The following is a 17,552-nucleotide window of genomic DNA, read 5'->3' as shown; positions in this document are numbered from 1 at the left end:
AATTTAGGAATAGTCCGGGTTGAAGTAACTTTAATTAAACGTTTGTATAGTTTCGAAATTGTGGGAGATTAATAGAATAATGTAAGTTTACGAGAAACCGATCTGATTTTGTTGAAAGATGGGATATTTCCTGCGAAATAAATCGACATTCTTCTTATCCAGTTTGTAGTCGGAATTCATATATATTAGTACTTGCAGAAGTTTTAACCAAACGTTTGAATAGTATAGCCTATATGTTATTTTGTCGATAGGGTGTCGGAAGGTGACGATAATGGCATAAACGACATCTTTCTCTTATTTTTCGGACATGTTTCAACAATTTACTTTTTCATAGTGGAGGACTAAGTAAGATCTATCAATGGCTACAGGGAAACTAATCAAACGTTTGATTAGAAGGGAAACTTGTGGGAGATGGTCGATGGTTGTCACTGAACCCCGTGTTTAGTCATCGCTGAAGGAGGATCTATTAGTGCACCATGTATTCTTCATTGAAATGAATTTTCTAATAAATGGGAGGGAAATATTGTACAATTATCTCAACCACTTTTATAAATGATTAGAAATAGAGTAGAGAGGAAGTTTGGTTACATGATTCAAACTATTATGGCAACCCTTTTTCAAGTGATTGTTCCACTTTCTATTCCTGTGATCGCGTTTTCACTGCTTAATCTTGTCCTGTTGTGGCTGCCTGCTAACGGGATTGGGAAACTCTTTAAATTTCCGGCGAATGAATTTCCGGTTTAACACTGATTTCTTCCTTGACTAACTGTTTCAATTGTGGGCTTCCACTTGTTTTGCTTGCGTTCGGAAGACTGGGGCTGGATAAGGCGTCTGTGTATGTGATCATCCAAATGGTCATTGTTAATACAATTGGAATTTACTTATCGGCACGCTCGCATTTTTCAATAAAAAATGCCATTAAAGCCGTGTTTTCTCTTCCAGCCATTTATGCTGCATTGCTAGTCTTAGTGTTTCGTAGTTTTAGTCTTTCCTTGCCCGATGGAATGGCCAAAGGGGTGGCCATGATTGTAGAAGCCTACTCGCCAGTTGTCAAGGCCTTTTTAGGGGTACAGATGGTGAATGTGACAACCTCCAAACGGGAACTGCAATCTCAAAAAATATTTTGGACAGGGAGGACTGTTCAATTGGCTTGAAACGTGTGAAAATGGGGGATTTTACTTGGGATAGTCGGAAAACCTTCCCTTAATTACCCCCTAAACGAGCTCCATTCTGCATCTAACTGGAAATTCTCATCTTATTTTACTTTCCCTGGTTACTCCTCATAATTTTCGCTGTCACGCTTCCTATGAAGAGACGGCTTTTTACTAATAAATGAATAATTATTCTGCCTTTGGATATCAATAACCTTATGTTTATGACAAAGGAGAGAAGCATAATGGAAAAGGAAAGAAATTCGAATGGAGTAAAAGGTGAACAACAGAAAGTAATTGCAGTTCAAAATCAAGCCAACCAATTTAATAAAGGTGATACAGAATTTTCAATAGATGAAAATGTACAAGAAGGTTTAGTGAAAAGTCAACAATACCAGGCAGAAAATCAGCAGCCTACATACGAACCCAATAAAGCATTTTAAACTTTTTCTAAAGAAAGAACCTCACAGATCCAATAAATCCCCTTCGCGTTATGTGGAGGGGATTTTCTCAGCCCGCTGTAATCAGTTAGGGTACAGGACAGGTTAAGCACCCGAATGATCAATAGACGGAGAACTTTCGCTTAATTAGAAATTATCCTTAAAAATAACTAAAATAGAAGGAGCGATTCCGCCTATTGACTTGAAAAGTGTGAAAATGAGGGAGTTTTACCTTGCATAATCGGAAAACCTTCCCTTATTTACCTTGTAACGAGCTCCATTCTACATTTACTGAATCTCTCCGTTTATTTTACTTGCTGGTTACTCTTTTCAAAGGGAGCGTTTAGTTCCACGAGAAAATCAATTATAATTAATTTAGTACATAAATGAAGAGGATATAAGTGGAAAAATAACACCGTTTTTAATGTTCCAAGATAGCAATGCAGAAGAAGCGATGAATTTTTATATTTCCATCTTTGAGGATTCTCGAATTAAAACATTATAAGATATGGGGCTAATGAAGCTGGACCAGAAGGCACTGTCATGCAGGAAATAAAAGTAAAGAGTTATATGTAAAAGTAAAATAATATTTTTAAAAAAGAGCTAAACTTTTTCAGGTAGTATCCGATACTACTAATGTAACGGGTAACTCCCAAAAGTTACATTTTCTCTCATAGTAATATTGTCTTGGCTGTCCTTTTTGTGGACAGCTCTTTTTTTGAAGTAAAATAGATTATTTCATATCGGATAAACTGGGGACGGTTCTTAAGGTTTGGTTTATAGCTTTTACCGCATCTGCCTCGATTGGTATGATAATTTAGGAAAGGATAAGAGTAAAAAAGTGGCCATTTTAAAATAGTAAAATTCATAATGTTTATCGCCATTTCGGCTGGTTACTGAAAGGAGAGTAATAAATGAGTTTATTTGCTTCCAAGATAAAAGTTATTATATTGTTAATGATCCTTGTCTCTATACTTGATACGTTTGATGATTATCTTTTAACATATTTCGGTTATAAGGACGATGGGTCATTGGAACAATTGTTTGATACGGGACTTTCAATCGTGGAGTTTTTCTTAATATATCAGGTGCTGCTGAAAGCTAGAAAAATCATTCACCAGTTGAATGAAAAAGAAAACCGCTATCAACGCTTGGTTGAGTTTAGCGCGGAACCTATCTTTATTCATAATGGGGAAGAAATCATTTATTCCAACCATGCCTTTGTTACGGCAATGGCGGCAAGTAATGTAAAAGAGCTCCTAGGGAGGTCTGTAATGGATATTGTCCATCCCCAATTTCATGAAGTTGTTGCAAAACGAAAACAGCAGGTAGAGATGTACGGTGAATTGGCGCCTATTGAATATAAGATCATTCGATTAGATGGTGAAGTTAGGGATTTTGAAATGTCAACAATTGCAGTTATGGATAATACACAACAAGTATTTCAGGTCTTCGGGAAGGACATAACGGATCGGAAAAAGGCTGAAGAAGAGTTAAAGCGAACGAAAGAGCAGCTGGAAAATATTATGGATAGTGTGGATGTAGCTATTTGGGCAATGGGTCTTCAAGATGACATTATATTTGTTTCACAGGGGATTGAAAAAATATCGGGATACAAGCCGAGTGAGTATTATGATCAACCAATGTTACAAAGAGAGATCGTTATACCTGAGGACAGACATATCCCTGAGCAAATATATCAAGATGCCTTACTGGGGTTATCTTCGAAAAGGGAATACCGTATATTAGACCGATCTGGCAAAATGCGCTGGTTTTACAAGTGTGGGTACCCAATATTCGATGATAAAGGCAATATTATTCAAATAAATGGAGTGACGATCGATATCACCAAAAGGAAAGAAGCAGAAATTGCCGTAAAAAACAGCGAACAATTACATCAGCTTCTTCAGACAAGCTTGGAGCATTTTTCACGCGATGTATTTGACATGATGAAAGTATCAGAAATGGAAGAGCATCTGATTAAGGTAATGGAAGATGTTATTCATCACTCTTCCGTGGGTATCCTGGAAGCGGCTCAGGATATTAAGTTGAAAAAGGGCAATTGTAATGTATCTCAAGAGACCCTGAGTTCATCATTGGATTCTGAAACGGGTATCGGCGAGCTTATTGTGATCTCACAAGGAACACTAATTAAAATGGGTGAAAGAAATCAAACCACCATTTGGTTATGGATCGGAAATAGGCCAGATCTCATCACAATTTTTCCAAAAAAAGTCTGGCTTGAAACGATCACTCGTTATGTTAGCGTTTGGTATGAGAATCTCTACCGAATTGAAGACCTTACGAAAGAACTGGAACAGCTGGCACATGTTAAACAGGCTCCGACCTGGCTTTTACGATTACTCTTTCAAATCTCAGAGCGGGAACGAATACGTTTGGCGATTGATTTGCACGATTCTGCCCTTCAAGAACAGATTATTTGGTACCGTAAAATGGAACCTTATTGTGTAGAAGCTTCTATACCAGCAGGGATTCGCGAAGAGCTCGAGCAAATCCGTCAAGGGATGAAAAATGTAATGGAACAAATCCGCGCAACCTGTAATCAATTACGTCCACCCTTCATTAAACGGTTAGGTCTTTTTAATTCTTTAAAAGGTTTGACTAGAGATATTGGGGCACGATCGGATTATGAAGTCTATTTCCACGCTAGTCAATTTCAGGCTGTACTAAATGATGAGCAAGAACTAGGTATTTATCGTATCGTGCAAGAACTCTTAAATAATGCAACGAAACATTCGCAAGCTACAAGAGTAGACATCGCGTTGTTAAGTGACACAGAAAAAGTTGAGATACGCTATGAGGATAATGGAATCGGTTTTGGTGATGTTACGAAAGTTTCGCATCATAACCACATGGGCTTATTTGGAATAAAGGAACGAGTAAGGAGTTTAGAGGGAGACATTAAGTTTTCGTCCACAAAAGGAGAAGGGCTTCAAGTTTTTGTAACCATTCCTGTAAGGTCGAGTGATTCGATGCCGATTATTAGTTAATTATTAACCCAATAAGTTAATTTCAGATGGGTTGCAAGAAATCAAAGCTAATTTTGAATTTAAAGAAGCAACTGATTGGAATATTTCCAATCAGTTGCTTTTGCCAGTTTAATTCTAGCTGGGTCTTTAATACATTTTGAATCTCCCTCATTTGATCAAATCTCCGGATCATTTACCCTATCTTGAACCACTATATGTTGTTGGCTAAAAATGTAAACAAAGCACTAAGCACAATGGTGCCAATGATAAGGGAAACATTAAGTAAAAGTTTGTTCCTCTTTTTTTTGCTCATTGCTTCTTCAGGCGTTAGCCAATATTTTGACATCTGTATCTTCCCCTTTGTTGTTGATCATAATTGAATTTTGATCGTAATGGATTGACTTTGTCATTTCGACAGAGGCCTTTCGTTTTACGTTTTTGAGTTATCATTTAAATAAATCCCTATCAGGCTATATGAACGTTTATACCTTTCACTTAGCAGTGTTAATTGATCCCTAGTACTAAAGTCCTTCTGCTATATATTAGCTCGTTAGGTACAGATTGGTAAACGAAAAACATTTTTCGTGATAACGCAAAAAAAAACGAATACTACCGAAACAATACACGCTTGTCACGAGAGAATTTGATGAAAACTTTAGATCTCAAAAATATGTCAGTCAAATTCGAATATTTCATGAAAACTTGCTATTAGTAGTTATTTTTTTAGGTGATTTGGACCATGATTATGGTAGGGGGTGTAGATATGCATAATCTACTTGAAACCATCATGAGAATAGTCAATACAGTAGTCGAGGAGGAACCGCTACCCTTAAACATAATTGAAGCATCACACTTTTGGACGTACTATATCGCAGTCATGGATTCAATAGCGTTTGAGGAAGCTGGATTAAATATATCAGATGATACTGAATTAAAACAGCTGCTTAAGGAATCAGAATCGCTTTGTTTAAAACAGGCACATCACATCGAACAAATTATGAGAGAAAATGGAATAAAGTTACCTCGGGTCTCGGAGCCCAAACCATTTACAGATTCTAAATATATTCCCGAAGGAGTTAAACTTACGGGTGAAGAATTAAGTAACGGTCTGGCGATTAAATTTGCTTCCATGGCATCTTTTGGTGCAACTGCGGCAACCATGTCCATACGTGCGGATGTAAGAAAAATGTGGATGGGATTTTTAGTCGAGGTTCTAACGTTTGATATAAAGTTAAAAAGCACAATGAGAAAAAGAGAATGGTTGAATATGCCTCCAGCTTACAAACCAGCTTAACATGGATCATGCAGTCATAAACTTATATATACATAAAAAGGGGACGAAGAAGTATTCGGAATCCTTTTTTTGTGTTTTTATACTGCGTTTTCCTATTGACACAAACTATCAAAATGAGTCAAAAAAACTATGAGTATCAAAGAATTTGGATATTAAAATCCAATTAATTATTAATCAGACATAAAATTTTCATTTGACGAAAAACTTTTTATCTAGTAATTTTATACTAAATAAAGGGAAAGAGGTTGTTTATCAAAATACTTTTAACAAAAGCGGTTTTTGATGATCTGGAATAATCAAACAAACACCCGCGTTAATCAAACTTAATTATCCGAATATTGCGGACACTAAGATTTTAACACTTGAATCCGCTTACAAATGGTCAAAAAATTTAGTTTTTTTTTAATCAGGAGGAAATATAATGTCATTTAAACAAAAACTCGCTGTTAAATTTATCAAGGACTCTCATCTTTCGTCTGATCTTGCCAACGTTAAAACCACATCAGAACGGATCGATGTAAAGATAAAAGATCTCTCGCAATTAACCGAACAAATTTCTAAAGGATCAACCGAACAATCTGCAGGGATTGAATCGGCTGGAGTCATGTTAACTGACATGAGTAATTCCATACATAACGTTTCCAAAAACGCAGAAGACATTACCAAAAAGGCGGGCACGGCATCGAAATCATTAGAGGGCATTGCTTCCTCTATTAAACTAGCAGCTGGTAATGCGGAAAGCAGCAGCAATTCTGTGGAACAGATTTCGGCTTCGATTGAACAGATGGGCCACTCACTTAAAGGTGTGGCGGGGAATGCTGAAAGTCTAACGGCATCGGCGGAGGAAACTTCTGCTGCGATGGAGGAAATGGCAGCATCGATTCAGCAGGTGGCAGGTAATGCCGAAAGCAGTGCGAGCTCCGTAGAACAAATTTCAGTATCCATTGAACAAATGGCGACTTCAATTACCGCAGTTGCTGGTAACGCCGAAAGTTTAACGGCATCGGCGGAGGAAATGTCAGCAGCAATGGAGGAAATGGTGGCCTCCATTCAGCAGGTGGCTGGAAATGCGGAAAGCAGTGCAAGCTCCGTCGATTAAATTTCAGTATCCATCGAACAAATGGCGACTTCCATTAAGGGAGTTGCAGGGAATTCAGAAAGCTTAACTTCATCAGCAGAAGAAACGTCAGCAGCAATGGAGGAAATGGCAGCATCCATTCAACAAGTGGCTGGTAATGCCGAGAGCAGTGCGAGTTCAGTCGAACAAATTTCCGTATCCATTGATCAGATGGCAACATCCATTAAGGGTGTGGCGGGAAATGGGGAAAGCTTAACGGCTTCTGCCGAAGAAACATCAGCGGCAATCGAGGAAATGGTCGCATCGATTGAACAAGTTGCGGGTAATGCAGAGAGCAGTGCAAGTTCGGTCGAACAAATTTCTGCATCGATTGAACAGATGGCAACATCGATTAAGGGTGTTGCGGGGAATGCGGAAAGCTTAACGTCTTCTGCGGAAGAAACATCGGCAGCGATTGAGGAAATGGTCGCATCCATTCAGCAGGTTGCGGGGAATGCCGAAAGCAGTGCGAGTTCAGTCGAAGAAATTTCCGCATCCATTGAGCAAATGGGCCAATCCATTAAAGGAGTAGCGGGCAACTCCGATAGTTTAGCGGCATCTGCAGAGGAAACATCGGCAGCGATTGAAGAGATGGTCGCATCGATTCAGCAGGTAGCTGGAAATGCGGAAAGCACCGCGAGCTCTGTAGAGCAAATTTCCGCGTCAATTGAGCAAATGAGCCAATCCATTAAAGGGGTTGCCGTAAATGCGGAAAGTTTAACGGCATCGGCTGAAGAGACTTCTGCTGCCATTGAAGAAATGGTTGCCTCCGTCCAGCAGGTTGCAGGGAACGCCGAAAGCAGTGCGAGTTCGATTGAACAGATTTCAGCTTCAATCGAGGAAATGGGGGAATCGATAAGAGGTGTAGCACAAAATGCGGATGAACTGCAAAAAAGTGCGGATCATACATCTTCTTCGATTCAACAAATGGCGGCATCCATTGAACAGGTTTCGCAAAATGCTCAAAATGTAAATAAATTAAGCGAAAAAGTAGATAGTGATGCTTCTGAGGGACAAAAGGCGGTTTCGATGTCCGTTTCCGGCATGCAGGAAATTGCGAAAGTGATTCAAGGTGCATCCTCAGTGATGAAAAATCTTGGGAAGAGCTCCGATGAAATTGGCAGCATTATCGAAGTGATCGATGATATTGCCGAACAGACCAATTTGCTTGCACTAAATGCTGCAATAGAAGCCGCTAGAGCCGGGGAGCATGGAAAAGGTTTTGCCGTAGTCGCAGATGAAGTTAGAAAATTAGCGGAACGTTCGGCTCAAGCAACAAAAGAAATTGCCACCTTAATTAAGGGAATACAAGGCGAAACAGTACAAGCAATCAAAGCGATTGAAGATGGAACAGAAAGGGTAGAAGAAGGGAATAAACTGGCATTAAGAGCAGGAGAAGTCATCGACCAAATTGTTGTTGGCATCAAAGAAATTAACCAAGAAATTGGTCAAATTACCACAGCTACCGGTGAACAGACCAAAGGCAGTCAGGAAATTATTAACGCTGTCGGAAATGTGACGGGGCAAGCTGCTTTAGTTACCCAAGCAACGAAAGAGCAGGCTTTGGGAGTAGAGGAAATTATCAAGGGTGTGATCAATGTCCGTGAGCAGGTTCGACAAGTGAATGTTGCTACCTCGGAACAAGCGAAACAAGGGCAAGAGATTGTGAAAGCTGTAGAAAGTGTATCGGATCAAGCTAATATGGTTAACCAAGCTACGAAAGAACAGGCTTCTGGAGTAGAAGAAATCATGAAAGGTGTCCTCAATGCACGGGAGCAAGTTCGTCAAGTAACTTCCGCAACAGCAGAACAAGCCAAACAGGGACAAGATATTGTACAATCAGTAGAGAATGTGACATCACAGGCAGTGATGGTAAACCAGGCCGTCAAAGAACAAGCAGCAAGTGCAGAGGAAATAATCAAAGGTGTAGGTAACGCACGGGAGCAAGTTCGCCAAGTGATGGTTGCTACAGGGGAACAAGCGAAACAAGCCCAAGAAATTGTTAAGGCAATTGAGAACGTAACGGGCCAAGCGTCATTAGTTACCCAGGCGGCAAGAGAACAAGCCTCAGGTGTAGAAGAAATTATTAAAGGCGTGGTGAATGCCCGGGAACAAGTCCGTCAGGTGACGGTGGCTACGGGAGAACAAGCGAAACAAGGCCAAGAAGTTGTCAAAGCCGTAGAAAATGTAACATCACAGGCAGCAATGGTCACCCAGGCCGTCAAAGAACAAGCTTCAGGTGTAGAGGAGATCGTTCGTGGTGTGGTGAACATGAGAGAACAGATTCGCCAAGTGACGGCGGCTACAGGCGAGCAAGCGAAGCAAGGCCAAGATATTGTAAAATCGGTTGAAAACGTGACATCCCAGGCGGCGATGGTCACCCAGGCCGTCAAAGAACAAGCCTCAGGTGTAGAAGAAATTATTCGCGGGGTAGTAAACACACGTGAGCAGGTTCGCCAAGTATCGGTCGCTACGGTAGAACAAGCAAAACAAGGCCAAGAAATTGTGGTATCTGTAGGGAACGTGACAGCGCAAGCGGCATTGGTTACTCAAACAGCCAAGGAACAAGTAACTGGTGTTGAGGAAATAATCAAAGGAGTAGTAAACGCACGTGAGCAAGTTCGCCAAGTAACATTGGCAACGAGTGAACAGGCAAAACAGGGCCAAGAGATTGTAAAAGCGATAGAGAATGTAGCATACCAAGCAGCCCAAGTGACAGAGGTTACGAAAGAGCAAGTCACTGGGGTAGAACAGGTTGTCAAAAGTGTTGTTAATACCCGTGAACAGGTTCGTCAAATTACCGATTTGGCTAAAAAACAAGCACATGAAATTGAAAATGTTGTGGGTCTTGTAAGGGATGTATCAGAAGAATCTGCAAAGGTTACGGAAGCAACGAAAGAACAGGCTCTTGAAGTTGGGAAGATCACCAAAGGAGCTAAAGTGATTGAACGGGCAGTAAATAAAAATGTGGAGGGCATTGAACGTACCGTTGTAACAACACGTGAACTATCGAGCCATTCATCGGAAATTCAACGATTACTAAAGTCTTTTCAATAAATTTAAATCAATGTGATGAACAAAGAATATCAAGCCTCTCCTCTTGGAGAGGCAGTACAAGGTGATAATCATGCAAGATAACATACTACTTGAATTAAGCAAAACTATTTATGATTATTGTGGATTACGTTATTCTGATCGACTCCCAACATTAAAAGAAAAAATTTCGAAACGGGTCAAGGAACTGGATCTCACATACTGGGAATATTGTGGATACTTGAAAATGGCACCTATGGAATGGGATGTTCTTGTCGAGTTGTTAACGGTGAATGAAACCTACTTCTACCGGGAAGAGAATCAATTAAACGAGTGTAGTTCAATGGTCTTACCCCTTATCAAAGAGAAAATTAAGGATCGTCCAATAAGGATATGGAGTGCAGCCTGTTCTACCGGGGAAGAACCCTATACACTTGCTATGCTCATACAGGAAACCGGGCTTTTTCCCCTAGGAACCATCGAGATTATGGCAACTGATATCAACAAGAAGGTTCTTCAAAAAGCCGAAAAGGGATGGTACAATCAAGGCTCGTTTGCATTTCGCAGAATTCCTAAAAAACTTTTGGAGAAATATTTCTCCGTTGAAGAAGGCGGATACCAAGTTAATAAATCCATTCGAAACATGGTTCAATTTCAGCATCTAAACCTTCTTCATGAAGAAAAGATCGCTCAAATTGGGAGGGCAGATGTAATCTTCTGCAGGAATGTATTAATCTATTTTGATGAGGAGACGACCAAGCGTGTTATTCGTAATTTATACGATAATTTAACAGCAGGCGGGTACTTGTTTCTTGGTCATGCTGAATCCATTACAGATTTTCATTTAGGGTTTCAAAAAGTGGACACAGACAAGACTTTTTATTATCGAAAGGAACTTGATCAAAATGAAGCAGTACGGCGTATTAGTGGTTGATGATTCCGCCTTTATGAGGAGGGCGATCAGTCTTATACTGGAAAAAGACCCCCAATTTTTTGTGGTCGGTATTGCACGGAATGGCGTGGAGGCCATTGAAAAAGTGCAACGGCTCCGACCCGACCTTGTTACCATGGATGTGGAGATGCCAGAAATGAACGGACTGAGAGCACTCGAGCAGATTATGAAAGCATCCCCTGTTCCCGTAGTCATGTTAAGTTCTCTTACTGGAGAGGGAGCAAAGGAAACGTTACAGGCGCTAGAGTTAGGTGCCGTAGATTTCTTTTTAAAGGAAAATCTAATCAAGAATCGCGATGACATTGAGCAGCTTCAAGATTTTTTACTTCGTTTAAAAGGGATCGCGGAAGCAAAACTACCCCGTGCAACCCCTGAGGTTCAACTGCAACGAAAAGTAAAAACAAAACGGAATCATCGGCAAACCGACCTCATTTTCATAGGTTGTTCCACAGGAGGGCCTTCCGCTTTACAATCGATTCTACCTCGATTCCAAGAAGATTTTCCGATTCCGATTGTCGTTGCCCAGCATATGCCTCCAGGTTTCACTAAACCATTGGCTGACCGGTTTAATACCTTGTGCCAGCTGCGTGTGAGAGAAATCCAAAATGACCAGGTTATGCAGGCAGGATCCATTTATATAGCACCTTCGGGTTTTCAAACTCAATTTGAAAAAAAACAGGACGGAACTGTCATATTCAAAGTAGATAACCCGATAGGAGTTAAATCTTTATATAAGCCATCTATTGACGTAACACTTACTTCCGCTGCGCCTATTTTCACCGATCGGCTGTTATCTGTAATCTTAACCGGGATGGGTATAGACGGGATGCAAGGGAGCGGTTTAGTGAAAAAATATGGAGGTAATGTGTTTGTGGAGGCAGAGGAGTCCTGTATTGTTTATGGAATGCCAAAGGCGGTCAAAGAAGCAGGGCATGCAGACGGACAGCATCTCCTGTCACGAATGTACCAGGAAATCATATCTTTTGTATAGTGATTAGGGGGAAAAAGAGACTGCCTAATTAGTAATGGAACCGAACTTGGTTCCATTTTTTTATATCTAGAAAAATAAAGTTTGATAGATGTTTTTGTTAACCATAAATGATTTTATAAAAAATAATCAAAAAAACATCAAACATTCATCTAGTAAAAAAATACTAATTGTACTAAAATATTCAATATAATGAATGGATAAGTAAATACCATTCCAATAAATAGAAACCGATCAAGAGGCAGGAACTGACTGTCGCACTATAAAAAATAGAAAAAAAGTTTACCGAAAAACTTGAGACATCTACATCAGAAGTAATGTCCCCCTTGTTCGAGGTAGACATTTTATTCTGAACGGGAGGGAAACGTTATGAGACTAGCCCAGACTGATATTATTGATTTTGTTACAGAGGATGATTTTTACCATTTTTTCCAGCCCATTTATTGTCTAAAAACGGGTGAAAGTCAAGGATTAGAAGCCCTTTTACGGGCAAAAGGGGGCACACCTGAGGCAATCTTTGAACAAGCAAAAAAAACACAAGTTCTTTATCAATTGGATACGCAATCTATACATAAAGCTTTATCTACATGGTATTCTGCTGATGGTATAAAGAACCGTGGGCTGCTGTTTTTAAACGTACTTCCTTCAACTATTTTAAATGCTAATTTCCCCATTTTTATCAACCAAGTGGTTCAAGATTTTAAGTTGCCCAATCAACAGATTGTGTTTGAATTAAATGAAACGGAGCAAACATTTCGATCCGATCAGTCCAAACTTTTAAAACAAAGAATTTCTCTATTGAAACGGTATGGCTTTTTAATTGCTATTGATGATATAGGAAAAGGTTGGTCATCATTAAGTACACTGATTGATTTTGATCCTCATTTCGCGAAGCTAGATCGATATTTTTCAAAGAATTTATCAACATCAAAGAAAAAACAGATGATGATTGAAGCAGTCATCCAATATTGTAACAGGAATAATATTCAACTGGTATTAGAGGGAATTGAAAGACAAGTTGATTTAAAAATGGCAAAAACATTAGGAATTCCATTGGTACAGGGGTACTTATTTGGAAAACCGCAAATGCTAAAGGAGATCAAGGCGAGTGGAATATAATATGGTAATGAAATAGAAAAATAAGGAGAAGAGGGAAAGTATATGTCAACCGCAGATACAAAGACAGCAACAGAAGATAATGATCAGAAGCGACCTGGATTTTTTTCAAAAATTCTCCTTCTAGGGGTGCTTCCATTCCTGTATACCATCGGGTTAGGGATCATGATTTTACACTTTGCGGGGGTCAATATGATTACTCAAGTGAAATGGATAGAGGAGCACACTAAACCTCTCTTTGCCAAAAAAGAAGCGCCAGTAAAACCAGCAACTTCACCGAAGGGACAGGCCCAATCTGCCAAATCAAACACTAATGCAGGTTCCAGCCCAAATAAAAGTGAATCTGTTAAAGAACAATCAAAGCCAAACACAGACAAAAGGGCTTCCATAACAAAGCAGAATAACGCTGTGGATGGAAGTAGTTCAACAACTGAACAATCACAAAATACTCCAACCGTAGCTGAAACCTTAGCAAGTATGGATCCTAGTAGTGCAGCTAAGCTGTTGAGTAATATGAATGAGGCTGATGCTCTGAGGAACTTGAAAAGACTGGAACCAGATGCACAAACTTTAATTATTGCTGAAATGCCAGCGGAGGCGGGGGCAAGATTAACCGTTGCATTGGCAAATGGAAATGATATACCAACAACAACAGACTCTTCAGTTCAGTTGTTTGAGAATATGAAGCCTGATCAAATTGCCGCGGTTTTAAAGGGAATCAAAAACAATGCGGAGGTATTAAGGCAAATTAAAAAGTTGGATCCGATTACCGCATCAAAAGTAATTTCCCAGCTGGATCCAGTAGTAGCAGGCTGGATTGTGACTCGAATGAATTAGTCTTTCTAACAATTCTTCTTTTTTGCATTTACATTCATAGAAAAAAGATAGGTAAAAAACAGGCGGTGTTTTGTAAACACTGCCTGTTTTATTTTTACAAAAATAATCAAAATAAAGACAAAAAACACTATAAAAATTTTGACAACTATCAAAAAATATCATGACGAAAACTAGTTTTTGAGTTATAATGTAAAATAATTGGAGAAAGATATCCAAGTGAAACGGAGGTAACCCTTCTGGATATAACTCAAACCAACATCAAAATAAATCAAACAAATCAAATGAACGGGGCTAAATCAAAGTCAACAACCTTTAACGAAGACCCCGTACGTTCCTTTGATCAGATAATTGCTATGTTTAAATTTTTAGGCCGTTCACCTGAAACTGTTGGATTGTCAGCGGTACCAACTTTGCAAAACGTATCTGAAAAGTCAGATCGTGAACTGACAGACCCGGCAAATCTTTGTGAAGAAGACTGGGTACAATTAGACTCTATTTTGTCGGCGTGGTTAGGAGGATTCCAGCAAGCACAACTTTCACCGGAAATACCTCAACAACCACCCGTAAACAGTTCTCCAGCAAGCGAGTTGCCATCATCGGTTGTGTCCGCTACATTAAGTCCACACCAACACCAACAGGTCAGTTCCGCTGTAAGTCAGGGATTAGCCCAGTGGCTGCAAAAGGTGGAAGGATTTAACCAAACGTCAGATTTAAATCAGAGTGAATTGGTACAAGAATTAACAAAGTTTCTTGATATATTACAGTCACAAGGAAAACTAAACTCATTTGAAGTACCTAAGAATATTGTAAGCAAAATACAAATGATTTTAGATGACTTAACATCAGAAAAAGAAGTCGGTGTTAGAATACCGTTTAAAGACCAGACACATAAAAATGAATCGCTATTTGCTGACAAAAAACAAGAGAGCAGCGTTAATCCGAAACCAAGGTTGAGTCTGGATAAGAACCAAGTAATTCTATCATTTATACCCAATCAGAATATAGATGTCCATGAGGAAAAAAAATCTATTCAAGAACCATTACCTGCTCAGGTGGAAAATTCAAATAAGTCTAATGGACTAACGTCAATAGTGAATCATCAGCTGCCAGGACCTGACGGATGGAATGCAGTGAAAACGGCAACACCAACACCAATACCAACACCTGTTTTTACAGTGTCCGAATTTGTTCCGGAAGCGAGCGATTGGATTGGACGATTTATGAGAATTGAGGACGGCCATTTAGGAAGCACGGAGGCGAAATTCTCTTTATACCCTGAGCATTTAGGACATATTGAGATCAAAATTACCTCCCAGCAAGGACAAGTGTCAGCACAAATTGTGACGGATACCCCCATGGCGAAAGAAGCGTTAGAAGGACAGCTTCAACACCTTAGGCAGGCACTGCAACAGCAGGGATTACAGGTGCAAAAGCTAGATATTGTACAGCAAACACCGATAACCTTGGATTCGAACCAAACAAATCTATCTTTTTCTCAAGGGGGTTCAAATTTTTCCCATGAGCACCAAACCTTCGCTTCAGGTCAAGATGTAATAAAAAAAAACAAGAAGGCTGATCAAACAGAAATAGAGAGTGAGATCATATCGAATTCATATGGAGGAGCTGCAACAAGGGCTTCATCAAAGATCGATTTCATCGCATAGAATGGAGCCGAGGTAATGAGTAATTGGGTGGATATAACCACAGTTTCCAAGAACAATTCTATATACAAAAATAGTAAGCCTTTCGAAGAAAAAAGCAAGTTAGGAAAGGATGATTTTCTTCGAATTCTTACGACACAATTAGCACACCAGGATCCATCTAACCCTCTTCAGGATAAGGACTTTATTGCGCAGATGGCAACATTTAGTTCCTTAGAACAAATGACCAATCTAAATAAAACCATTGATACGCTTGCAGGTCGCCAAATGAGTCAATATGCGGGTACGATTGGCAAAGAAATTAGCTGGACACTAGAAGGATCCACATCTCCTGAAACGGGTGTGGTAACGGGGGTATCAACCCAAAATGGAGACTACTTTTATCTAGTTGGGAATGAAAAAGTTCCTATGGAAAAGGTAACTGAAATTAAACAAATAACTACTGAGTCAAAATAATCTATCTAAATTTAGGAGGAACACACGATGTTAAGGTCTCTTTACTCTGGGGTTTCAGGTATGAAGGGGTTTCAAACGAAACTTGATGTGATCGGAAATAATGTTGCCAATGTCAATACGGTCGGATTTAAGAAGGGCCGTGTTATGTTTCAAGATATACTTAATCAAAATATCGGGGGAGCAACTGCACCTGCCAACCAAAGTGGCGGGGTGAATCCGAAGCAAGTTGGTCTAGGAACAAAGATCGGATCTATTGACACCATTCATACTCCTGGAAGTCCAATGACAACGAATGTAGGTACAGATTTAGCTATTGATGGAGATGCGTTTTTTGTGGTAACCAACGGGGGGGTAGATTACTTAACCAGAGCCGGTAATTTCACACGAGATGCAAATGGGGATCTAGTCAACTCCAATGGATACTCTGTGTCAGGGGTCGCACTACAAAATCCTCCTGCTGGTTCACCGGCGGGAACGCCTGGGACTTTGCATTCGTTTCCAATTAACATATCAGTGGATGAAAGAAGTAATCGAGATGCTGCTGGTAATGTAATTACCCAAAATGGTATTCCGATGGAACCGTTAAAATTCACATCTTACTCAATCGATTCCAATGGTTATATTAACGTTGTGGCAGAGGATGGACGAAGTGGGAAATTAGCAAAGGTTATGGACCCACAAAGTCCCTATTATAATTTACTTTATATGAACACTGCAACAGGGAATCAAAATGAAAACATTTCATTGGAAACGGCTGTTGTTCCAAATCCAGGTGGATTAAAAAAAGTTGGTAACACACTTTTTCAGGAAACCGCAAACTCGGGACTTGTTGACAATGGTCGAATAGCAGACAATAACGGTGGAGAAATCAATTCGGGTGTTCTTGAGATGTCCAATGTGGACTTAACTGAGGAATTCACTGAAATGATCGTAGGCCAACGTGGTTTCCAAGCAAATGCTAGAACCATCACCACTTCCGATTCCATTTTGGAAGAAATAGTGAATTTGAAACGATAGTAATTGGGTAGATCACCTACCATCCAACGTTAAAAAGGCAGGAGAAGTCATGAAGTTAAAACCGATCATTCTCATTGTCGTTGCTGCAGTACTTTTGTTAGGAGGCGTATGGTTTTTCTTACATCTATCGACAGCAAAAGATGAGACAAAAGAGGATACCAACAAGTTATCAGCAGATGACATTTTAGCAACCATGGTTGAAACCGAACCGATGACCACTAATTTGAATTCCGGCGGCTTTATTCAATTCCGTTTTAAAATTCAAACCAGCTCCGAAGATGCTAAAGAGGAGTTAACCAAACGCGATTTTCAAGTCCGTAATGCTGCCATCCAATTCATGTCATCTATGACAGAAGAACAGGTAAAAAGCCCTGATGGAATGAGCAAGTTTGAAAAGGATATGAAGACAGAATTAAATAAACAAATGGAAAATGGAAGTATTATCCGGATTTTCACCACGAATAAAATGGTTCAATAACTCATGGAAGAGTTAGGGGGAT

The 17,552-nt window shown here is 39.7% G+C and carries 15 protein-coding genes and 2 pseudogenes; 16 read left to right on the top strand and 1 reads right to left on the bottom strand.

Annotated elements, in window-relative coordinates; translation table 11 throughout:
• Positions 1 to 588 precede the first annotated feature (588 nt).
• The 5 genes and pseudogenes from COJ96_RS28380 (at position 589) to COJ96_RS02345 (ending at position 4,602) form a co-directional block, all read left to right on the top strand.
• Complete coding sequence (locus tag COJ96_RS28380; protein WP_180229956.1) at positions 589 to 744, top strand: hypothetical protein; 156 nt, start codon at positions 589 to 591, stop codon at positions 742 to 744.
• Between the two features lie 95 nt (positions 745 to 839).
• Complete coding sequence (locus COJ96_RS02360; protein ID WP_098571402.1) at positions 840 to 1,154, top strand: AEC family transporter; 315 nt, start codon at positions 840 to 842, stop codon at positions 1,152 to 1,154.
• A gap of 242 nt (positions 1,155 to 1,396) precedes the next feature.
• Complete coding sequence (locus COJ96_RS02355; RefSeq protein ID WP_098571401.1) at positions 1,397 to 1,594, top strand: hypothetical protein; 198 nt, start codon at positions 1,397 to 1,399, stop codon at positions 1,592 to 1,594.
• Positions 1,595 to 2,015: 421 nt separating this feature from the next.
• A pseudogene (locus COJ96_RS29550) lies at positions 2,016 to 2,140 on the top strand (VOC family protein); the annotation flags it as partial.
• A 365-nt stretch (positions 2,141 to 2,505) separates the two neighbouring features.
• Positions 2,506 to 4,602, top strand: a complete 2,097-nt coding sequence (locus tag COJ96_RS02345) for a PAS domain-containing sensor histidine kinase (protein WP_098571400.1) — start codon at positions 2,506 to 2,508, stop codon at positions 4,600 to 4,602.
• A gap of 190 nt (positions 4,603 to 4,792) precedes the next feature.
• Here COJ96_RS02345 and COJ96_RS29105 read toward each other — a convergent pair whose 3' ends face one another.
• Positions 4,793 to 4,927: a hypothetical protein gene (locus COJ96_RS29105; protein WP_257148391.1), complete on the bottom strand. Its 135-nt coding sequence runs from the start codon at positions 4,925 to 4,927 to the stop codon at positions 4,793 to 4,795.
• Between the two features lie 393 nt (positions 4,928 to 5,320).
• Here COJ96_RS29105 and COJ96_RS02340 point away from each other — a divergent pair, with 393 nt between their 5' ends.
• The 11 genes and pseudogenes from COJ96_RS02340 to COJ96_RS02295 all read left to right on the top strand — a co-directional run bounded on the left by COJ96_RS02340 (position 5,321) and on the right by COJ96_RS02295 (position 17,530).
• Positions 5,321 to 5,875 carry a DUF3231 family protein gene (locus COJ96_RS02340; protein ID WP_098571399.1) on the top strand — a complete coding sequence of 185 codons (555 nt, stop codon included), beginning with the start codon at positions 5,321 to 5,323 and terminating at the stop codon, positions 5,873 to 5,875.
• A gap of 421 nt (positions 5,876 to 6,296) precedes the next feature.
• The gene (locus tag COJ96_RS28990; RefSeq protein WP_218936492.1) at positions 6,297 to 6,974 is read left to right on the top strand and encodes a methyl-accepting chemotaxis protein; all 678 of its coding nucleotides are present in this window, start codon (positions 6,297 to 6,299) and stop codon (positions 6,972 to 6,974) included.
• A gap of 519 nt (positions 6,975 to 7,493) precedes the next feature.
• Positions 7,494 to 9,116, top strand: a pseudogene (locus COJ96_RS30110) (methyl-accepting chemotaxis protein); the annotation flags it as partial.
• A 1,003-nt stretch (positions 9,117 to 10,119) separates the two neighbouring features.
• Positions 10,120 to 10,959 (top strand): CheR family methyltransferase, encoded by an 840-nt coding sequence (locus tag COJ96_RS02330; RefSeq protein ID WP_098571398.1) that lies wholly within the window; start codon positions 10,120 to 10,122, stop codon positions 10,957 to 10,959.
• Entirely contained in the window at positions 10,931 to 11,968 is a 1,038-nt protein-coding gene (locus COJ96_RS02325) for a protein-glutamate methylesterase/protein-glutamine glutaminase (RefSeq protein ID WP_098571397.1), read from the top strand. The genes COJ96_RS02330 and COJ96_RS02325 overlap by 29 nt, the downstream gene beginning before the upstream one ends.
• 366 nt (positions 11,969 to 12,334) lie before the next feature.
• Positions 12,335 to 13,084, top strand: a complete 750-nt coding sequence (locus COJ96_RS02320) for an EAL domain-containing protein (RefSeq protein WP_098571396.1) — start codon at positions 12,335 to 12,337, stop codon at positions 13,082 to 13,084.
• 42 nt (positions 13,085 to 13,126) lie between these two features.
• The gene (locus COJ96_RS02315; protein WP_098571395.1) at positions 13,127 to 13,918 is read left to right on the top strand and encodes a magnesium transporter MgtE N-terminal domain-containing protein; all 792 of its coding nucleotides are present in this window, start codon (positions 13,127 to 13,129) and stop codon (positions 13,916 to 13,918) included.
• A gap of 353 nt (positions 13,919 to 14,271) precedes the next feature.
• Complete coding sequence (locus COJ96_RS02310) at positions 14,272 to 15,582, top strand: flagellar hook-length control protein FliK (protein ID WP_180229955.1); 1,311 nt, start codon at positions 14,272 to 14,274, stop codon at positions 15,580 to 15,582.
• 15 nt (positions 15,583 to 15,597) lie between these two features.
• Complete coding sequence (gene flgD, locus COJ96_RS02305; protein WP_098571393.1) at positions 15,598 to 16,035, top strand: flagellar hook assembly protein FlgD; 438 nt, start codon at positions 15,598 to 15,600, stop codon at positions 16,033 to 16,035.
• Between the two features lie 27 nt (positions 16,036 to 16,062).
• Positions 16,063 to 17,052 carry a flagellar hook-basal body complex protein gene (locus COJ96_RS02300; RefSeq protein WP_098571392.1) on the top strand — a complete coding sequence of 330 codons (990 nt, stop codon included), beginning with the start codon at positions 16,063 to 16,065 and terminating at the stop codon, positions 17,050 to 17,052.
• A gap of 49 nt (positions 17,053 to 17,101) precedes the next feature.
• Positions 17,102 to 17,530 carry a flagellar basal body-associated FliL family protein gene (locus tag COJ96_RS02295; RefSeq protein WP_098571391.1) on the top strand — a complete coding sequence of 143 codons (429 nt, stop codon included), beginning with the start codon at positions 17,102 to 17,104 and terminating at the stop codon, positions 17,528 to 17,530.
• Positions 17,531 to 17,552 lie beyond the last annotated feature (22 nt).

This window comes from Bacillus sp. AFS073361 (assembly GCF_002567005.1).
In the GTDB taxonomy this organism is placed as follows: domain Bacteria; phylum Bacillota; class Bacilli; order Bacillales; family Cytobacillaceae; genus Neobacillus.
The sequence above is the reverse complement of the archived record's forward strand: the minus strand, read 5'-3'. Positions and strand labels throughout refer to the sequence as shown.